The 14,778-nt window shown below is 42.2% G+C and carries 15 protein-coding genes; 5 read left to right on the forward strand and 10 right to left on the reverse strand.

The window, feature by feature from the left end; translation table 11 throughout:
• The 5 genes from OFN98_RS07905 to OFN98_RS07925 form a co-directional block, all read right to left on the reverse strand.
• Positions 1-4,277, reverse strand: a 4,277-nt coding sequence (locus OFN98_RS07905; protein ID WP_270875035.1) for a hypothetical protein, incomplete at its 3' end; no start/stop codon positions are given.
• 231 nt (positions 4,278-4,508) lie between these two features.
• Complete coding sequence (locus OFN98_RS07910) at positions 4,509-4,724, reverse strand: CopG family antitoxin (protein WP_270862993.1); 216 nt, start codon at positions 4,722-4,724, stop codon at positions 4,509-4,511.
• Positions 4,721-4,999 carry a BrnT family toxin gene (locus OFN98_RS07915; RefSeq protein ID WP_270875036.1) on the reverse strand — a complete coding sequence of 93 codons (279 nt, stop codon included), beginning with the start codon at positions 4,997-4,999 and terminating at the stop codon, positions 4,721-4,723. Before OFN98_RS07915 ends, OFN98_RS07910 begins: the two co-directional genes overlap by 4 nt.
• 482 nt (positions 5,000-5,481) lie before the next feature.
• The gene (locus tag OFN98_RS07920; protein WP_270862991.1) at positions 5,482-6,048 is read right to left on the reverse strand and encodes a PAS domain-containing protein; all 567 of its coding nucleotides are present in this window, start codon (positions 6,046-6,048) and stop codon (positions 5,482-5,484) included.
• Positions 6,049-6,144: 96 nt separating this feature from the next.
• Positions 6,145-6,741, reverse strand: coding sequence for an IMPACT family protein (locus OFN98_RS07925; protein WP_270875037.1), 597 nt, complete (start codon positions 6,739-6,741; stop codon positions 6,145-6,147).
• A gap of 74 nt (positions 6,742-6,815) precedes the next feature.
• Between OFN98_RS07925 and galU the strand changes: the two genes are divergently transcribed.
• The 4 genes from galU to OFN98_RS07945 all read left to right on the forward strand — a co-directional run bounded on the left by galU (position 6,816) and on the right by OFN98_RS07945 (position 10,545).
• Positions 6,816-7,661 carry a UTP--glucose-1-phosphate uridylyltransferase GalU gene (gene galU / locus OFN98_RS07930; RefSeq protein WP_270875038.1) on the forward strand — a complete coding sequence of 282 codons (846 nt, stop codon included), beginning with the start codon at positions 6,816-6,818 and terminating at the stop codon, positions 7,659-7,661.
• A complete protein-coding gene (locus OFN98_RS07935; RefSeq protein ID WP_270875039.1) occupies positions 7,648-8,895 on the forward strand; it encodes a glucose-6-phosphate isomerase in 1,248 nt (415 codons plus the stop codon). The genes galU and OFN98_RS07935 overlap by 14 nt, the downstream gene beginning before the upstream one ends.
• A gap of 36 nt (positions 8,896-8,931) precedes the next feature.
• Positions 8,932-9,144: a hypothetical protein gene (locus OFN98_RS07940; protein WP_270875040.1), complete on the forward strand. Its 213-nt coding sequence runs from the start codon at positions 8,932-8,934 to the stop codon at positions 9,142-9,144.
• Between the two features lie 189 nt (positions 9,145-9,333).
• Positions 9,334-10,545 carry an MFS transporter gene (locus OFN98_RS07945; protein WP_270875041.1) on the forward strand — a complete coding sequence of 404 codons (1,212 nt, stop codon included), beginning with the start codon at positions 9,334-9,336 and terminating at the stop codon, positions 10,543-10,545.
• Here the strand turns inward: OFN98_RS07945 and OFN98_RS07950 are convergent.
• Positions 10,538-10,909, reverse strand: a complete 372-nt coding sequence (locus OFN98_RS07950; protein WP_270868965.1) for an HIT family protein — start codon at positions 10,907-10,909, stop codon at positions 10,538-10,540. The two genes, OFN98_RS07945 and OFN98_RS07950, sit on opposite strands and share 8 nt — an antisense overlap.
• A gap of 73 nt (positions 10,910-10,982) precedes the next feature.
• Here OFN98_RS07950 and OFN98_RS07955 point away from each other — a divergent pair, with 73 nt between their 5' ends.
• Positions 10,983-11,363: a hypothetical protein gene (locus OFN98_RS07955; RefSeq protein ID WP_270875042.1), complete on the forward strand. Its 381-nt coding sequence runs from the start codon at positions 10,983-10,985 to the stop codon at positions 11,361-11,363.
• On the opposite strand, the gene OFN98_RS07960 is transcribed toward OFN98_RS07955, so the two are convergent.
• The 4 genes from OFN98_RS07960 to OFN98_RS08040 form a co-directional block, all read right to left on the reverse strand.
• A complete protein-coding gene (locus OFN98_RS07960; protein ID WP_270875043.1) occupies positions 11,360-11,992 on the reverse strand; it encodes an SDR family oxidoreductase in 633 nt (210 codons plus the stop codon). The two genes, OFN98_RS07955 and OFN98_RS07960, sit on opposite strands and share 4 nt — an antisense overlap.
• Positions 11,989-13,347: an SPL family radical SAM protein gene (locus OFN98_RS07965; protein ID WP_270875044.1), complete on the reverse strand. Its 1,359-nt coding sequence runs from the start codon at positions 13,345-13,347 to the stop codon at positions 11,989-11,991. Before OFN98_RS07965 ends, OFN98_RS07960 begins: the two co-directional genes overlap by 4 nt.
• Positions 13,344-13,913: a hypothetical protein gene (locus OFN98_RS07970; RefSeq protein WP_270875045.1), complete on the reverse strand. Its 570-nt coding sequence runs from the start codon at positions 13,911-13,913 to the stop codon at positions 13,344-13,346. The genes OFN98_RS07965 and OFN98_RS07970 overlap by 4 nt, the downstream gene beginning before the upstream one ends.
• A 78-nt stretch (positions 13,914-13,991) precedes the next feature.
• Positions 13,992-14,411, reverse strand: a complete 420-nt coding sequence (locus tag OFN98_RS08040; RefSeq protein WP_270875046.1) for a helix-hairpin-helix domain-containing protein — start codon at positions 14,409-14,411, stop codon at positions 13,992-13,994.
• Positions 14,412-14,778: the final 367 nt, after the last annotated feature.

The raw sequence follows: 14,778 nt of genomic DNA on the forward strand, positions 1-14,778 counted from the left end.
TCACCTATTGTTAGGTTATTAGCAAGTTTTAGGTCATAGGTGTTGTTATTTTCACCGCCATGAGTAAGTTTTAGGTTACCACCTGTGTAAGCACCTTTTATTCCAGCCTCTGTGCCACCATTGACAGTAACTTTTGTTCTATTGCTTTCAACACCTTTTTTGAGTTGAGATACATTGACTGCGTCTGTATCAGCTTCACCAGGAGCTAAATTTGTAATCTTAACTGGATTGTTATTAATGTTATTAGTTAGCGTAACAGTGCTATTTGTATCATCTGTATATTGCACTGGAAGTGTTACTTTGACAGTGAAATCATTTCCGTCCTCTGCGCCGTTTCTATCTCTTTCGACAGTCACATATTGATCGCCAGATTTGACAGTATCATTTCTGTCATACGCTTTTTTGATAGCGTCGTGGATAGTAGTCTCGCCAGTACCACCTAGATTTGTAACGATAGTTTTGTTGCCTTCGATTTTAGTTTCGCCACCAAAGAAATTTTTAATATCATTTGAAATTTCGGTTCTATTGGCTTCCATTTGATTTGCTATGCTTAGGATATACTCTCTACCACCATAAGCATTTAGCGCACTAGCAGTTGTTACACTTACGCTTCCGTCTTTATTGACGACGGTTGTATTAGTATCTACTCCATCTCCTGCTACGCTATATATATCTCCGTTATATCCTATTGAAACAATCTTGTTGTTTTTGATAGTGGCGTTTTGGAATTTAGGGGCAAATGTAACATCATAGCCTTTTTTACTAGCATTTTCAGCGGCTGTGATTTTTATACCATCATTACCCTCGACGAAATATACATTTGACCTATTTGTATTTTTGTCTGGTTTGCCAACAGTGCCAGCGATATCGGTATTTGCGCCTACTTGCCATTGTAACTGATCGTAAGCAGCGTATAGTTGCGAGCCGTTGATAGCATCGGTGCTATCTTTTGTGATTAGACCCGCTGCGACATTTTGGATTCTACGCTCTTTATCTTTATCGCCTACGCTTACTACGCCCTTAGATTGCGCACCAGCGAAATCGCCATAAGTCACGCCGCCTACTGTGGCATTTTCTACCTCACCATTAGCAGCCGTAGTATCTCCTGCGACATAAGCACTCTCATTGCCTAAAAAGACAGAATTTCCAAGAGCTGTTTTAACATTACTTCCTAAAACATATACATGTTCTAACTTATCTATCTCGTTATCAGAACCCACTACATATACATTTTTTGTATTTCCACTATTTCCGATGACATTTCTGTTACCAAGGCTAAATAAATTATTGCTTGTAGTATCATTCGCGGTTACGCCGTCTTTTGCGCCTTTGCCGAAGTAACTATCATTACCTACTTTATATGATTGGTCTGTATTGATTTGACTTGGATCACCAAATGCACCAGAGTTGTTACCACTGACATTGTTATCACTACCCATAGCGATAGATTTTGAGCCAGTTACGACATTTCTATAACCATGCGCGATAGACTCGACACCTGTTTCGGTTACATTGTTGTCCATACCGACCGAGAAAGACCTATCAGCACTTGCGACATTGCCAAAACCAAGTGCGGCTGATTTCTCGCCCTCGGCGACATTGCTCATACCAGCAGCGACAGAGTAAGCAGCAGTGGTGTTATTATCAGCACCTAGTGCCATAGAGTGCGAAGCTGATGCGTTATTGTCAGAACCGATAACTAGCGTAAAATCAGCAGCCGCGTCGTTTTTAAGACCAAACGCAGTAGAGTAAGTACCACTAGCGCTATTGTATCCACCCACAGCGATAGAGCCGAAGCCTGTTGCGTTGTTTTCGATACCCACAGCCGAAGCAGCCTGAGAAGTAGCGCGGTTAAACAAACCTACTGTTATAGTATTATCGTCAGTGTTTAAGTTGTAGTAACCAGCTGCGATAGAGAAATCTCCGTTTTGAATTTGGTTCATATTACCCAAACCCATGGAGTTTTCAGAGCCTGCACTAATAATATTGACAACACCTATCGCACTAGAATTTGTATCATAAACTTTGTTTTCCAAACCAAAAGCGATAGAGCCTTTGCCGTGTGCTTTGTTGCTTACACCATAGGCATTTGAAGCTATACCATAAGCTTCGTTTGTAAAACCGATAGCATTTGCAAAGGTATTACTTGCTTCTGAGCTTTGACCTATTGCAAGCGAAGCAAGACCGCTAGCTTCTGTTGATTTATAGCCGTCATTTTTCATCCAGTCGCTATTTATATCAGAACTTGCGGTCATGTCGCCATTATACATTTCTTGTAAAGCATTGATCCTTTTTGATACATTATTATTGCCGCCGATAAAATTTATATAATCTGTAATCAAACTATATTTATTACCTTCACCGGTATTATCTGTCGCTCCGCCGATATCATCACCACCTATTGAGATAGAACCATATCCCCTAGCTACGGCATTTGCACCAAGTGCCATTGATTGCGAACCGATAGCCTTAGCGTTCGTTCCGATAGCTGTGCTTTGTCCTGCATTATCACTTGCCTTTGATAAATCCTTAGCCAAAGCCATATATCCGATAGCGATATTGCCTTCACCGCCATCACCTTCGGCGACAGATTGAGAACCGATAGCGACGGCACCAACGCCTTGTGCGCTCGACCCTTTTACCACAATCAAATTTCCGTTTTGATCATAAAGAATTTGACCGTTTATTGTATGTTCAGGCTTACCGCCAACATAGCTTGAACTACCGATAGCTATGGCTCCGGCAGAGCCATTAGCAACATCTGAATTCATACCGATAGCTATGCCACGATTAGCTTGGGCTTTTGCATTTTCACCAAAAGCAATAGTATTCTCTTTATCGGCTAATGCACCTTTACCGATAGCATAAGTATTCTTTTTATTTGCTGTTGCACCCGCACCCATAGCGATAGAATTTTCTCCAAGTGCCGTGCCACCGATAGCAGCAAGAGAATTTGCACCATAAGCGTGTGAATTTGCACCAAAAGCAGTTGAATTATTAGCTCCTGCATGTGTTATAGAGCCAAAACCCCAAGCGACAGAATTTGTAGCGTTTGCTTCATTGTATTCACCACCAAGCACAACCGAACCGTCGCCTTTGGCTATATTAAATCTACCGCCAAGAGTAGCTGATCTTTCTCCGATAGCTTTGTTTTCTCTACCACCTAGCGCGGTTGCTGCATAGCCACTAGCTACATTAAGCCTACCACCACCTGCTAGCGAATTTGCACCCGTTGCGTTGTTGTCAAGACCAAACGCCACAGAACTATCGCCCTTAGCAAGAGTATTTCTACCAAAAGCAGTTGATTTATCACCACTAGCATTAGTATCAACACCCCAAGCAGTAGCACCATGTCCTAATGCGTATGTATCGTTGCCAAAAGCAGTTGATTGATTACCATAAGCAGTAGTGCCATCACCAAATGCTGTTGCTTGATTTCCGCTTGCTGTTACATTAGCACCACCCCATGCAGTAGAGTTGTCACCACTTGCTAAGACACCACTACTACCCCAAGCAGTAGCATTATTTCCACTAGCTGTTGCTCTACCCCACGCAGTAGTATCTGCTCCCAAAGCCCAACCAGAACTCCATGCAACAGCGCGCACGCCATTAGCCCAAGCACCACCACCAAATGCAGTTGAAAACATGCCAGTAGCTCTACCACCAGCCCATGCAGTAGAATAAATACCAGTAGCTTGCGAAAAATATCTAGCTTGCGTTCTAGTAGTATCGCCAGATACGCAAGCTTTTCTTAAACCAGTAGTTTGATCTATACAATAATCAGCACTCGCTCCATAGCCCCATGCAGTAGCATTTGTTGCTGTGGCATTTGCTCCACCCCAAGCCAAACTATTCGTTCCAATAGCAGTAGAATTTCTAGTTGTAGGTGTTGTATTTGTAGCATAATTTGCAGTTGTAGTGCTACCATTTTTATTGGTAATTGTAACATTATTTGCAATGTTAGTATGACTACCAGAAACATCACTTCCATCATTCTTTTTAGCTTCACCAGATCCCCATGCAGCTCTGGTTGCACTATTATTTATACCAGGCGCACTAGCAAATGCTGAGCTAGGCACAAAGACTGAACCGAGTGCTAGGGCAGCCACGACCGACATGGTTAATCGCCATGTATTACATGAAGTGATACTCTGAGTTATAAACCCACCAAAACCAGCGCGCTCATCGATAGTTTTTTCGCCACTGTGACCTTTGGCTATCTCAGAGACGACCTTGACGCCGTGAGAGCTCCTTTTGAGCTTATAGACTTTGTTCATAAAAACTCCTTTTCTGCGAACTTAATCGCAAAATGTGATGAATAACTCCGTATTTTATCTGTTTAAAATTTAAAAAAAGTTTAATTACACATTTGTAAAGGATAAAATTTATCGCCGTTTTTTTTTGCGCCGTTTTTGGGGGAAATTTGGGGGAATTTTAAAGTCGCTAAATTTGCAAATTTAGCGCTTGGAATTTTAAAGTCGTAAATTGCTTCGTCACAACCAAATAAATTAATTTGCACCAACGACAGCGATATCAAGCTTCTTATCAACGCAATCATTTAAAAAAATGTTGATAAGGGTTTGATATGGCACACCTTTTTTGTCTGCCATTTCTTTGAAATAATCAATCACTTTGCCACTTAAATTTATGGTAATTTGCCTTTTTAGGCTTTTATCTACATACGGATTTCTAACGGCTTTTGAGAAATCATACTCTTTTTTCATAACTGCTCCTTGTATTGTTTTTGCTCGTTTTTAGTAGCTTTTCGTGCCGAGATAATGCGAATAATGTCGCCTTGCTTATAACAATGCACCACAAGCAAAATTCTCTCTTTTAGACTTACGCCCAAAAGCAAAAACCTTTCTTCATCTTCCGAGTGGTCTTCATCGAAAATAACAAGACCACGCTCATCGCCAAAAACACTCTTTGCTTCATCAAAGCTAACTCCGTGCTTTGCGATATTTAACCTAGCTTTTACCTCGTCCCACTCATAAGTCATTTTTACCTACTCCATAATTATATTGTAATAATAAAATATTTTTTTAAAAGTATGCTTAAATTACTATATAAATCTCGGGGCAGTGTTTAGAAGTTGCGCTAGCGGAAAAAATGCAAAATAAAAAAGCCTAGACGCGAGGTCTAGGCAAAAGGGGAAAATGAAATTTAAAATTCAAACAAAATTTCAAGTAAAATTTTAAGCTATAAGCCCAAAATTTTAATCGTAAATTTAAACAAAATTTCAAATAATCAAAATTTCAATCATAAATTTAAATGACCAAAATTTAAAACAAAAATTTAAATAATCAAAATTTCAATCATAAATTTAAATGACCAAAATTTAAAACAAAAATTTAAATAATCAAAATTTCAATCATAAATTTAAATGAGCAAAATTTAAAACCAAAAATTTAAATAACTAAAATTTAAACAATCAAAATTCACAATCCATGCAAATTTAAATCATCAAATTTCAAGCCAAATTTAGCCGAAAAGCTTCCTCATCGCCTTAAAAAACAGCGCAGTAATCGGGTTTGACTTGCCAGTAATGCGCACAATCCAGCTCTCATAAGTCTCGCCTTGTTTTTTGAGATACTCGTTTAGAAGCGCCTCGCTAGCCTCCATACCGCCTTGCTCCTCTGCGGCGCAAAGCTTTTTATACAGCGGTTCGACGATGTCGATAGCAGCGCGTGGCGGAGCTTTGCGATAGGCTGTGTATTCGACAATCTCGCCTGTGGCGGGGTCTTTTTTAGGGATAAATTCGGTCATGACCCAGTAGTAACTGCCGTCTTTCGCCATATTTTTGACGACTGCGACGAAATCGCGACCTTTTTGGATCGTATCCCACATGAGCTTGAACGCGATTTTTGGCATATCTGGGTGGCGGATTATGTTGTGTGGCTGACCGAGTAGCTCCTCGACGCTATACCCGCAAATAGCGCAAAAATACACATTGCCAAATGTGATGATACCCTTAGGATCGGTGCGAGAGACGATATACCTGCCCGGATCTAGCTTGATTTCGTTGTTTTTAGGGGTTGGTCTTGGCATTTTTTTCCTTTACGATAAAATTTCTCTCAATTTTACAAAGTGATTTATAAAATTTAACTTAAAATAAAAAAACAACAATAATATTATGTGGAAAATTTAAAATTCAGGCAGTTTGAGTATCTCAAACGGCGCGATGAAACCCTGCGCAAAATCCGCGAAAATCGCTGTTTGCGCCTGAGAAAGAGCGCACGAAAAAACAGCCCCTGTGTCGGTGAAATTTAGCGTGTAAGCGAAATTTTGCTTTTTCATAAAGTGCTCGAATTTCGCAATTTGCGCAAACGGCACGAAAAATTCACACGGCTTTTTAAGCTCGTATAATACTAGCTCGCTCGCATTTATCGCCAAATTTACAGCCCCGCCATACGCGCGCACTAGCCCGCCCGTGCCTAGCTTGATCCCACCAAAATACCGCACCACAAGCACAGCCGTGTCAATCAGACCTGCGCCACGAAGCGCATTTAGGCACGATGGCCCGCTCGTGGATTTGGGCTCGCCGTCGTCGCTTTGGTTTTCGACGATTTGAGAATACTCATTTAGCGCTCGATACGCCCAGACGATGTGGCGGGCTTTGGGGTGTTCGTCTTTTAGTCGCTCACGCACGCGCTCAAACTCAGCTAACGGCACCAAATGCGCGATGAAATTTGACTTTTTGACCTCTAAATTCGCGCTAAATTCACGCTGTATGATATACATTTTCGCCTTTATGATTAAATTTACCTTTTTTATATTATAATCAAGATTTACTAAAATTTCAAAAGGATACAATCATGATCAAGACTTGCTTATTTCCTGCTGCGGGGTATGGCACGCGCTTTTTGCCAGCCACAAAATCGCTACCTAAGGAAATGCTTCCAATCCTTACAAAACCACTAATTCACTATGGCGTAGATGAGGCGTTAGAAGCTGGTATGAATAATATGGCATTTGTCACAGGGCGTGGAAAGCGCGCTTTGGAGGATTATTTCGATAGAAGTTATGAGCTAGAAGACCAAATCAAGGGCACTAGCAAAGAGTATTTGCTAGATGATATTAGAAATTTAATGTCATCTTGTCAGTTTTCATTTACCCGCCAAGAGGATATGAGAGGGCTAGGACACGCGATTTTTACAGGCAAAACTCTCGTTAGAGATGAGCCATTTGGCGTAGTTTTGGCTGATGATTTGTGTATAAACACAGGTGGCGAGGGAGTGCTAGCACAAATGGTTAAAGTTTATGAGAAATATCGTTGCTCAATCGTAGCCGTAATGGAAGTAGAAAAAGAAGATGTCAGCAAATACGGCGTAATCGCAGGCAAAAGTATCAGCGATGATTTGATTATGGTTAGCGATATGGTCGAAAAACCAGCCCCAAAGGACGCCCCGTCAAACCTAGCGATCATTGGCAGATACATACTCACGCCTGATATTTTCGATATCATTGAGCGCACGCCAGCTGGCAAAAACGGCGAAATCCAAATCACCGACGCGCTTTTGGAGCAGGCCAAAAACGGCGTTGTAATGGCGTATAAATTCAAGGGCAAACGCTTTGATTGTGGCTCCGTGGAGGGTTATGTCGAGGCGACGAAGTATTTTTACGAAAAAGAATTTGCAAAGAAAAAAAATGATAAAAAATAAACTTTTTTTTACCAAAGCCAAAAACGACGCGCTAAAAAATGTTGCTTTGGCGCTAAAAGATGAATTCGAAGGTGGCGAGATCGGGTATTATCACCTACCAGATAGCGGTGAAAGCGCGATCGCACAGGCTAGCGAGTTTTTAGCTGGCAAAAATTTTAGCGCTGTCGTAGTCGTGGGAATTGGCGGTTCGAGCGTGGGTGTAAGGGCGTTTTACGAAATGCTACGCGAAAAAATAGAGCCAAATTTGAGATTTGAAATTTTGGATAATTTAGACGATTTTAGCGTCAAAAACGCCTTAAATGGGCTCAAATTTAGCGATACGCTCTTTATCATCTCGTCCAAATCCGGCACCACAATCGAAACCATTTCGCTATTTAAGGTCGTTTTAGATGAGTTTGGCGCGCAGGATTTGAGTCGTAATTTCATCTTTATCACGGATCCAAATTCGGCGTTAGAAACCTACGCAAAAGCTCAAAACGCCACCGTGATAAATATGCCGGCCAATGTGGGCGGGCGATTTAGCGTGCTTAGCGCAGTTGGTCTCGTGCCAGCTCTCGCTCTTGGGCTCGATGCGCGCGCCTTGCTAGCTGGCGCAAAAATGGCGCAAGAAAGGTTTCTAGGCGAAATCCTAAACGGAAATTTCGAAAATTTAGAAAATAACGAAGTCGTGCAAAAAGCCCGCCACTACGCCACTCACAAAAACGCCACAATCAATGTGATTTTCAGCTATTGCGACAGGCTCAAAGCCTTCAACGACTGGTATGTCCAGCTCTGGGCGGAGAGTATCGGCAAAAAAATCGGCTACACGCGATATGGGCTTACCCCAGTAGGGTTAGTTGGCTCGCGCGATCAGCACAGCTTCTTGCAGCTTATAATGGACGGCGTGAAGGATAAAACAGTAACATTTATGAAGCTAAAAAACTCCGGCACATCGCGAAAAATCCCAAATTTGAGCTTGGAAAATTTGGCTAGTTGCGACTTTGTAAATGATCTAAGCTTGGAGAGTGTGCTAAATTTCCAGTGCGACGCGACCGCGCAGGCTGTGATAAACGAGGGTGTGAGCGTCGATGTCATCGAAGTGGGCGCGCTAGATGAGGCAAACGCTGGATTTTTGTTTTATTATTTCGAGCTGCTAACTAGCGGGGTTGGGGCGATTTTGGGCGTGAATACCTACGACCAGCCAGGCGTTGAAGCAGGCAAACGCATACTAAAATCGATGATTTTAAATAGATAATTTTTTGAAATTTAGCCCATTAAATAGCTCCTTTCAATGACGATAGTCTATCATTGCGCTTCGCAAGTCGGAGATACTGCCTCGATACGCGAACCATTGTCATTGCGAGAATTTTTGAAGCGTTCGCTATTGTCATTGCGAGGCGACGCAGTCGCCGTGGCAATCTACGAGCCTAAATTACCATGCGCTCTAAACTCTGTCATTGCGAGCGAGTGTAACGAGCGAAGCAATCCAGGGAAATTCAAATAAATTTTGCTAATTTTCAAATTCTCTCTAAATTTTACTGGATTGCTTCACTTTCTACAAATTCTCGCAATGACAATCAAGTGGCGCGCAGTCGCTGTCGTGGCGAAATTTTGCCCTATCCAAACCCCATATTTCAGCGAAATTTTCGAAATTTATGAGTAAAATTTAGCCCAAATTTGGCAAGGAAAATTTATGAGAAATCCATTTCACTCCCTCAAATACCGCAATTTCAGGCTTTATTGGATTGGTATGAATCTCTCATTAATCGGCTCGTGGATGCAAACAATCGCGCTTCCCTGGATTGCGCTCACGCTCACGCACGACCCTTTTAAGGTCGGCCTAATCAGCCTCGCGCAGTTTTTGCCATCGCTAATATTCACGCTATTCTCGGGCGTTTTGCTCGATCGCTTTGACAAGCTTCGCATACTTTTGTGCGCGCAAATCGGCATGATGATTATAGCGTGCATTTTCGCCTTTTTGGCGTGGTTTGAGGCGTTTAGCTTCGCAAACATTTTCACGCTTTCCCTCATAAACGGCGTATTTACGGCGTTTGACTCGCCCTCGCGCCAAGCCCTCGTGCGCTCGCTCATCGCTTCTAGCTCGGAGCTTCCAAACGCAGTCGCGCTAAATTCGATCTCTTTCAACCTAGCCCGCATCACAGGACCTGCGCTTGCAGGGCTGATAATGGCGCACTTTGGCGCGAAATGGTGCTTCGTGATAAATGCTATTAGCTTTTTAGCCGTCATTATCTCGCTATTTTTTGTCAAAATTTCCGAGCCCGCTAGCAAAGTGTCGCGCTCAAATTTAAGCCCCCTAGCGCTCATCAAACAGGGCTTTTCATATATGCTTTCTAAAAAAATTTTAAGCGAAATTCTGTTCATTGTGCTGATTTTATCGACCTTCATACCTAATTACAATATCACAATTTCAGCTTTTGTGAAATTCGATTTAGCTCAGGGCGAGCGATATTTTGGGTATTTGATGTCGATTTTGGGGCTTGGGGCGCTGTGCGGGGCGCTAGGAGTTGCTAGTTTTGGGAATTTGTCGCTGAAATCTATCCGCATTTGCGCCGTGCTTGTGTGCGTGATCTGCGCGCTGGCTGGGGCTGTGGCGAGCTTTGCTTACAATGCCACGCTAATTGCGCTGCTTGGATTTTTTTTCGTTTTGACAAACTCGTCGATGAACTCGACCGTGCAAATGCATGTGGGCAACGAATTTCGCGGCAGGATAATGAGTATCTACACTCTATTTTTCTTAGGAAGCACGCCATTTGGCGCGCTTTTTGCGGGGTTTTTTACGGATAAATTTGGCGCGAAATTCGGCTTTTTTATCAGCGGATTTTGCGCGTTAATTTTGCTTTTGGCTCTGTTTTATCTGCGTAGAAATAAATCAAAACCTACTTAAACGCTATCTTTAAATTTGCGCTTAAAATTTGGGCAAATTCGTCGAAATTTGGCAGGTCGAGCTTGGCTTTTCGCATTTTTTTCCCCCACATACTCTCAGGGAAAAAGCTGTCGTTTTTAAACCTAGCTTGCAGGTGGATATGGACTTTGGGCACATAGTTTGCGAAGCTTGCGATATTGATTTTATCGGGGTTGTAGAAGTCTCGCATGCTCCTTTCGCACTCCAAAACAGCCGCCCAAAGGTGCGCGATTTGCTCGCTTGGCAAATCCGTAATCTCCTTTGCCTTAGTTTTGGCAAAAATTTTAATCCACGGGATTTCGCTCTCCTCGCGCTCGATAAAAATTATATCATCTTCGTATATCATATTTTCTCCTTATGAAAATATGGAATTTTAAACAAAATTCAATTAAAATCGCGTAAAAATTTAAAGGAAATCCGTGAAAATCGCCGTTGTAATCTATGATAATTTCTCACTTTTAAACCTAGCCCAAATTTTAAACGCCCTAAGTGCTTGCCAGCACAAAGTGCGAATCTATGCGCTCAAAGAAGCCGTGCAAAGCGCGCAAAAAGCCTGCGTGAGGGCCGATGTCAGCGACGATAGCCTCTATGGAAACGACGCTGTGATCGTCTGCGACGGAGAGTGCGAGGATTTGGTGTATAACTCGATCTTTACCGCGTGGCTTCGCTCCGGCGCAATGGCGAAAAAACTCGCATTTTTTGGGAGTGCGCACTCACTGGCCAAGATAGCAAAATTTGAAAATTTCAGCCATTTTGAAAGCTTCGATGAGGCAAAATTTCTCGAATTTTTAACGGATTAATTTTTCTTTTTTATCCCTACGATACGCGGGCGAATTACAATTTCGCTCAAATTTGACTTGGTTTTATACGCTTCGTAGGCGAAATTCGCAATCTCATCTGGGTCGATATAGGCGCGCTCATCACTGCCAGGCTCAAAGCGCAAATCCGCAAAAAAGGGCGTTTGCGTCATATCGGGGCTTATGCAAGTTACGCGCAAATCCTTGCGATACTCTTCAAACAAACATAGCAAAAATGCCCGCAGTCCCGCCTTGGACGCCGAATACAGCGCGCTAAATCGCGAGTGTCTGTGCGCCTCAATCGAAGCAATGCCGATAATATGGGCGTGCGAGCGTTTAAGCGAATTGATTAGCGCATTTAGGATTATCAAATTTGCGCTTAAATTCACACTTATCACGCGCGAAATCTCGTCCCCACTCACCGCCTCGAAAGGGTCGAAATTCCCCACGCCAGCGCATAAAATCACAGTATCAAAGCTCTCTTTACTCAAATTTGCTAACTCTTTTTTAAGCGAGGCAGTATCCTCAAACCTCGAATTGAAGGTTAAAATTTCAAAGCCATTTTGGCTAAATTTCCGCGCTATCGCACTGCCGATCCCGCCACCTGCGCCCGTAATCAACGCTTTTTTCATAGATTTTCCTTTATTTTGCGCATATACGCCTCTTTCATCGCGCGCTCGAATTCGTCGTTGCTGTCAAATTCGCGCCCAAAAACCTCGCCCCAAAGCGTCTCGTCCTCCATACAAAGATAAAAAAATACTTCTTCATGCCACGCGCGCAAGCTAGAATAGGCGAATTTAAACATTTCGAGTTTGATATTTTTGGGGTATGAAATTTTGCCGTTTGCCTGCGAAAATGGCATTTGCAAAATTTTGCTCTCTAAGCCTCTGGCGCGCAGTTTTTTGATAACTGGTTTTATAAATGTCAGCGTGCCAAAGGATACAAGTGCTACGCTACTAGGGTCAAATTCGCGCACTAATCGCGCAAAAATCGCGCCGTATTCATCACGCCAACCTTCGAAACAGATCATCGGGTGAAAGTGAAATCCCACCAAAATGCCCTTTTGCGCCAGTTTTTTGGCAGCATTTAAGCGCTCATCTAGGCTAGCGCTGAGATGTTCTTCATTTTCGATAATGATTTGCGGATTTAGCGAAAATGTCGCGATGATGTTGCGCGAAATATCGTTTTGCAAAAAAAAGGAAATGTTATTCGACTTGCTTTTAAGCTCCAAAATCACATTTTCATGCGCTCTGGCGAAGGAATTTAGCGCGCTTAAAATGCCGAAATTATCGCCCCACATGAGCGAATCCGAGCTTTGACCTGTGCCGATATGATAAATTTTATCACTATCAAGGTGCAGTTTCGCTAAATTTGCACCGAAATTTTCGTCAAATCCCACGACGCCATTTTTGTAAAACGAGCCAATCGCGCAATACGAGCAGTCAAACCCGCACGAATTGACCGCATCGAGCGTGAGTAGATTGCAGCAGCGCGTCCCCTCGCTAGCGACAGGACAGCGGCCAAGGGCTAGCTTTTCGCCCGCAAAACGCGATATTTCGTAGCGTTTGGGCGTGTAGTGCGGAGTGAAATTTTCATACGCAGGCGGGCGCGATTTGATTAGCTCATACGCGGATTTTATGCGCGCGAAAACCTGCTTGCAAGCGTGGTTTGAGGCGGGTTTGGATTGTAAATTTGGCTCTGAATTTACGCTAGAATTTTCGCTAAAATTTGCGTTAAAATTTCCGCTAAAATTTGTGTTAGAATTCCCGCTGAAATTCGAAGCAAAATTTACGCCACAATTTTCGCCAAATTTCGCTATTTTTAAAATTTCCCCCACATTTTCGCCCCAAGCCTGCAAATCAGCGCAAATTTCAGCGATTTGCTTGCGCTCTTGGAAGCTAAAATGCCCCGATAGAAAAAATTCGCGCAAAAGCTCGCTATTTTCGGCGTTTAGTGCGAGTTTGAACTCACTATTTATTTCACTCATAACTCTCCTATTTTTTCCGCATGCGCCCTAAGTAGCGCACAAGTGCTGGCTTTGTCGATTTTAGCGTCGATTAAATGGTCGCTTACGACCTTGTAGATTTTAAATTTCACGCCAAATTTAGCGCAAATTTCTTTGAATTTCGCGCTTTCCATATCGTATAAACTTATCGTGGGTGCCGAAATTTTCGTAGTTTGCGGGGCGCTAACGCAGATTAAGCTCGCCCCTTTTGGCGCACTGTTTTCGTCCCACAAAAACCCCTCGCCGACACTGATTTCATCGCTATTGCAGCCACAAATTCCAAAATTTATGGCTGTTTTGGGGCTAAATTTCGCCAAAATTTCGCCAAAAATTTGCGCGTTTTCGCCGTTTTTGCCAAAGCCCACACCACAGATAAAAAGCAAAATTCCCTCACCTAGCCACACATTGACGCTTTTTTCGCCAAAACTTGCGCCACTCTCGCCAAATTTAGCCCCTTTTTCGCCAAATTTAACGCTACTTTTTTTTAGTCTAAATTTCTCCACCAGACCCTGCGCCTCGGACTTCGTGGCGCACACGAATACTTTCATAAACTCTCCTAAACCTCGCATTTTAGCAAGCCAAGGCTAGAAAAAAGCTAAATTTATAAGCCTTTTCTTTTGGTTTAATTATTCACTCACAGCTTTTTTAATTTTTTTGGCTTCGTCAGCTGTATCTTTTGCTTTTTTGGCTTTTTTAGCTGTATCGGTGCTCGTAGCCTTGTCTTTTAGATTTACGACCTCTTTTTTGACCTTTTTATCAGCCTTTTTCGCAGTAGATTTTAGATCGCTAGTGTCCGTCTTGCCAGTGAGAGTTAGGTCGTCCTTGATAGCCTCAAAGCGCTTCTCGCCGATGCCTTTGATGTTTTTAATCTCGTCGATTGAGTTGAATTTGTTGTTTTTTCTGTATTCGATGATAGCTTCGGCCTTGGCCTCGCCGATGCCAGGAAGCGCCATTAGCTCGTCTTTTGTGGCGGTGTTTAGGTTGATCCCAGCGAAAGCTAGGCTTGCAAAGATTGCGGTTGTTGATAGGATTTTAAAGATTTTCATTTTTTCTCCTTTAATTTATTTGAGAAATAATTCTAAATTTTACGCACTTAAAATTTAATAATTTTTTTTAAATTTCGATAAGAATAATTTAAAAATTTAGCGATAAAGTTAAATTCGTAAAGTGAAATTTTAAATTTAAAGATAAAATTTATAGAATTTGGAATTTTAAAATTTAAAAACTACAAGTAGAATTTTAAAAATTTCATTGTAATTGATTTAAAATTCAATTGACATAAAATTTTAATTGATTTAAAAAAGCATAAAGAATAAAACAAAGTCCGCAACGACCTACTTTCCCGACATCCGAGTAACGGAGAGTATCATCAGCCATGATGAGCTTAGCTTCTTGGTTCGGTATGGAGCAAGG

The sequence above is a fragment of the Campylobacter sp. JMF_15 NE4 genome (assembly GCF_027737645.1).
Lineage (GTDB): Bacteria > Campylobacterota > Campylobacteria > Campylobacterales > Campylobacteraceae > Campylobacter_B.

Bases quoted from the DNA above. Each gene is read 5' to 3' on its own strand.
- OFN98_RS07910 (WP_270862993.1), bottom strand. From the start codon at position 4,724: ATGAAAAAAGAGTATGATTTCTCAAAAGCCGTTAGAAATCCGTATGTA.
- OFN98_RS07915 (WP_270875036.1), bottom strand. From the start codon at position 4,999: ATGACTTATGAGTGGGACGAGGTAAAAGCTAGGTTAAATATCGCAAAG.
- OFN98_RS07920 (WP_270862991.1), bottom strand. From the start codon at position 6,048: ATGCCAAGACCAACCCCTAAAAACAACGAAATCAAGCTAGATCCGGGC.
- OFN98_RS07925 (WP_270875037.1), bottom strand. From the start codon at position 6,741: ATGTATATCATACAGCGTGAATTTAGCGCGAATTTAGAGGTCAAAAAG.
- galU (WP_270875038.1), top strand. From the start codon at position 6,816: ATGATCAAGACTTGCTTATTTCCTGCTGCGGGGTATGGCACGCGCTTT.
- OFN98_RS07935 (WP_270875039.1), top strand. From the start codon at position 7,648: ATGATAAAAAATAAACTTTTTTTTACCAAAGCCAAAAACGACGCGCTA.
- OFN98_RS07940 (WP_270875040.1), top strand. From the start codon at position 8,932: ATGACGATAGTCTATCATTGCGCTTCGCAAGTCGGAGATACTGCCTCG.
- OFN98_RS07945 (WP_270875041.1), top strand. From the start codon at position 9,334: ATGAGAAATCCATTTCACTCCCTCAAATACCGCAATTTCAGGCTTTAT.
- OFN98_RS07950 (WP_270868965.1), bottom strand. From the start codon at position 10,909: ATGATATACGAAGATGATATAATTTTTATCGAGCGCGAGGAGAGCGAA.
- OFN98_RS07960 (WP_270875043.1), bottom strand. From the start codon at position 11,992: ATGAAAAAAGCGTTGATTACGGGCGCAGGTGGCGGGATCGGCAGTGCG.
- OFN98_RS07965 (WP_270875044.1), bottom strand. From the start codon at position 13,347: ATGAGTGAAATAAATAGTGAGTTCAAACTCGCACTAAACGCCGAAAAT.
- OFN98_RS07970 (WP_270875045.1), bottom strand. From the start codon at position 13,913: ATGAAAGTATTCGTGTGCGCCACGAAGTCCGAGGCGCAGGGTCTGGTG.
- OFN98_RS08040 (WP_270875046.1), bottom strand. From the start codon at position 14,411: ATGAAAATCTTTAAAATCCTATCAACAACCGCAATCTTTGCAAGCCTA.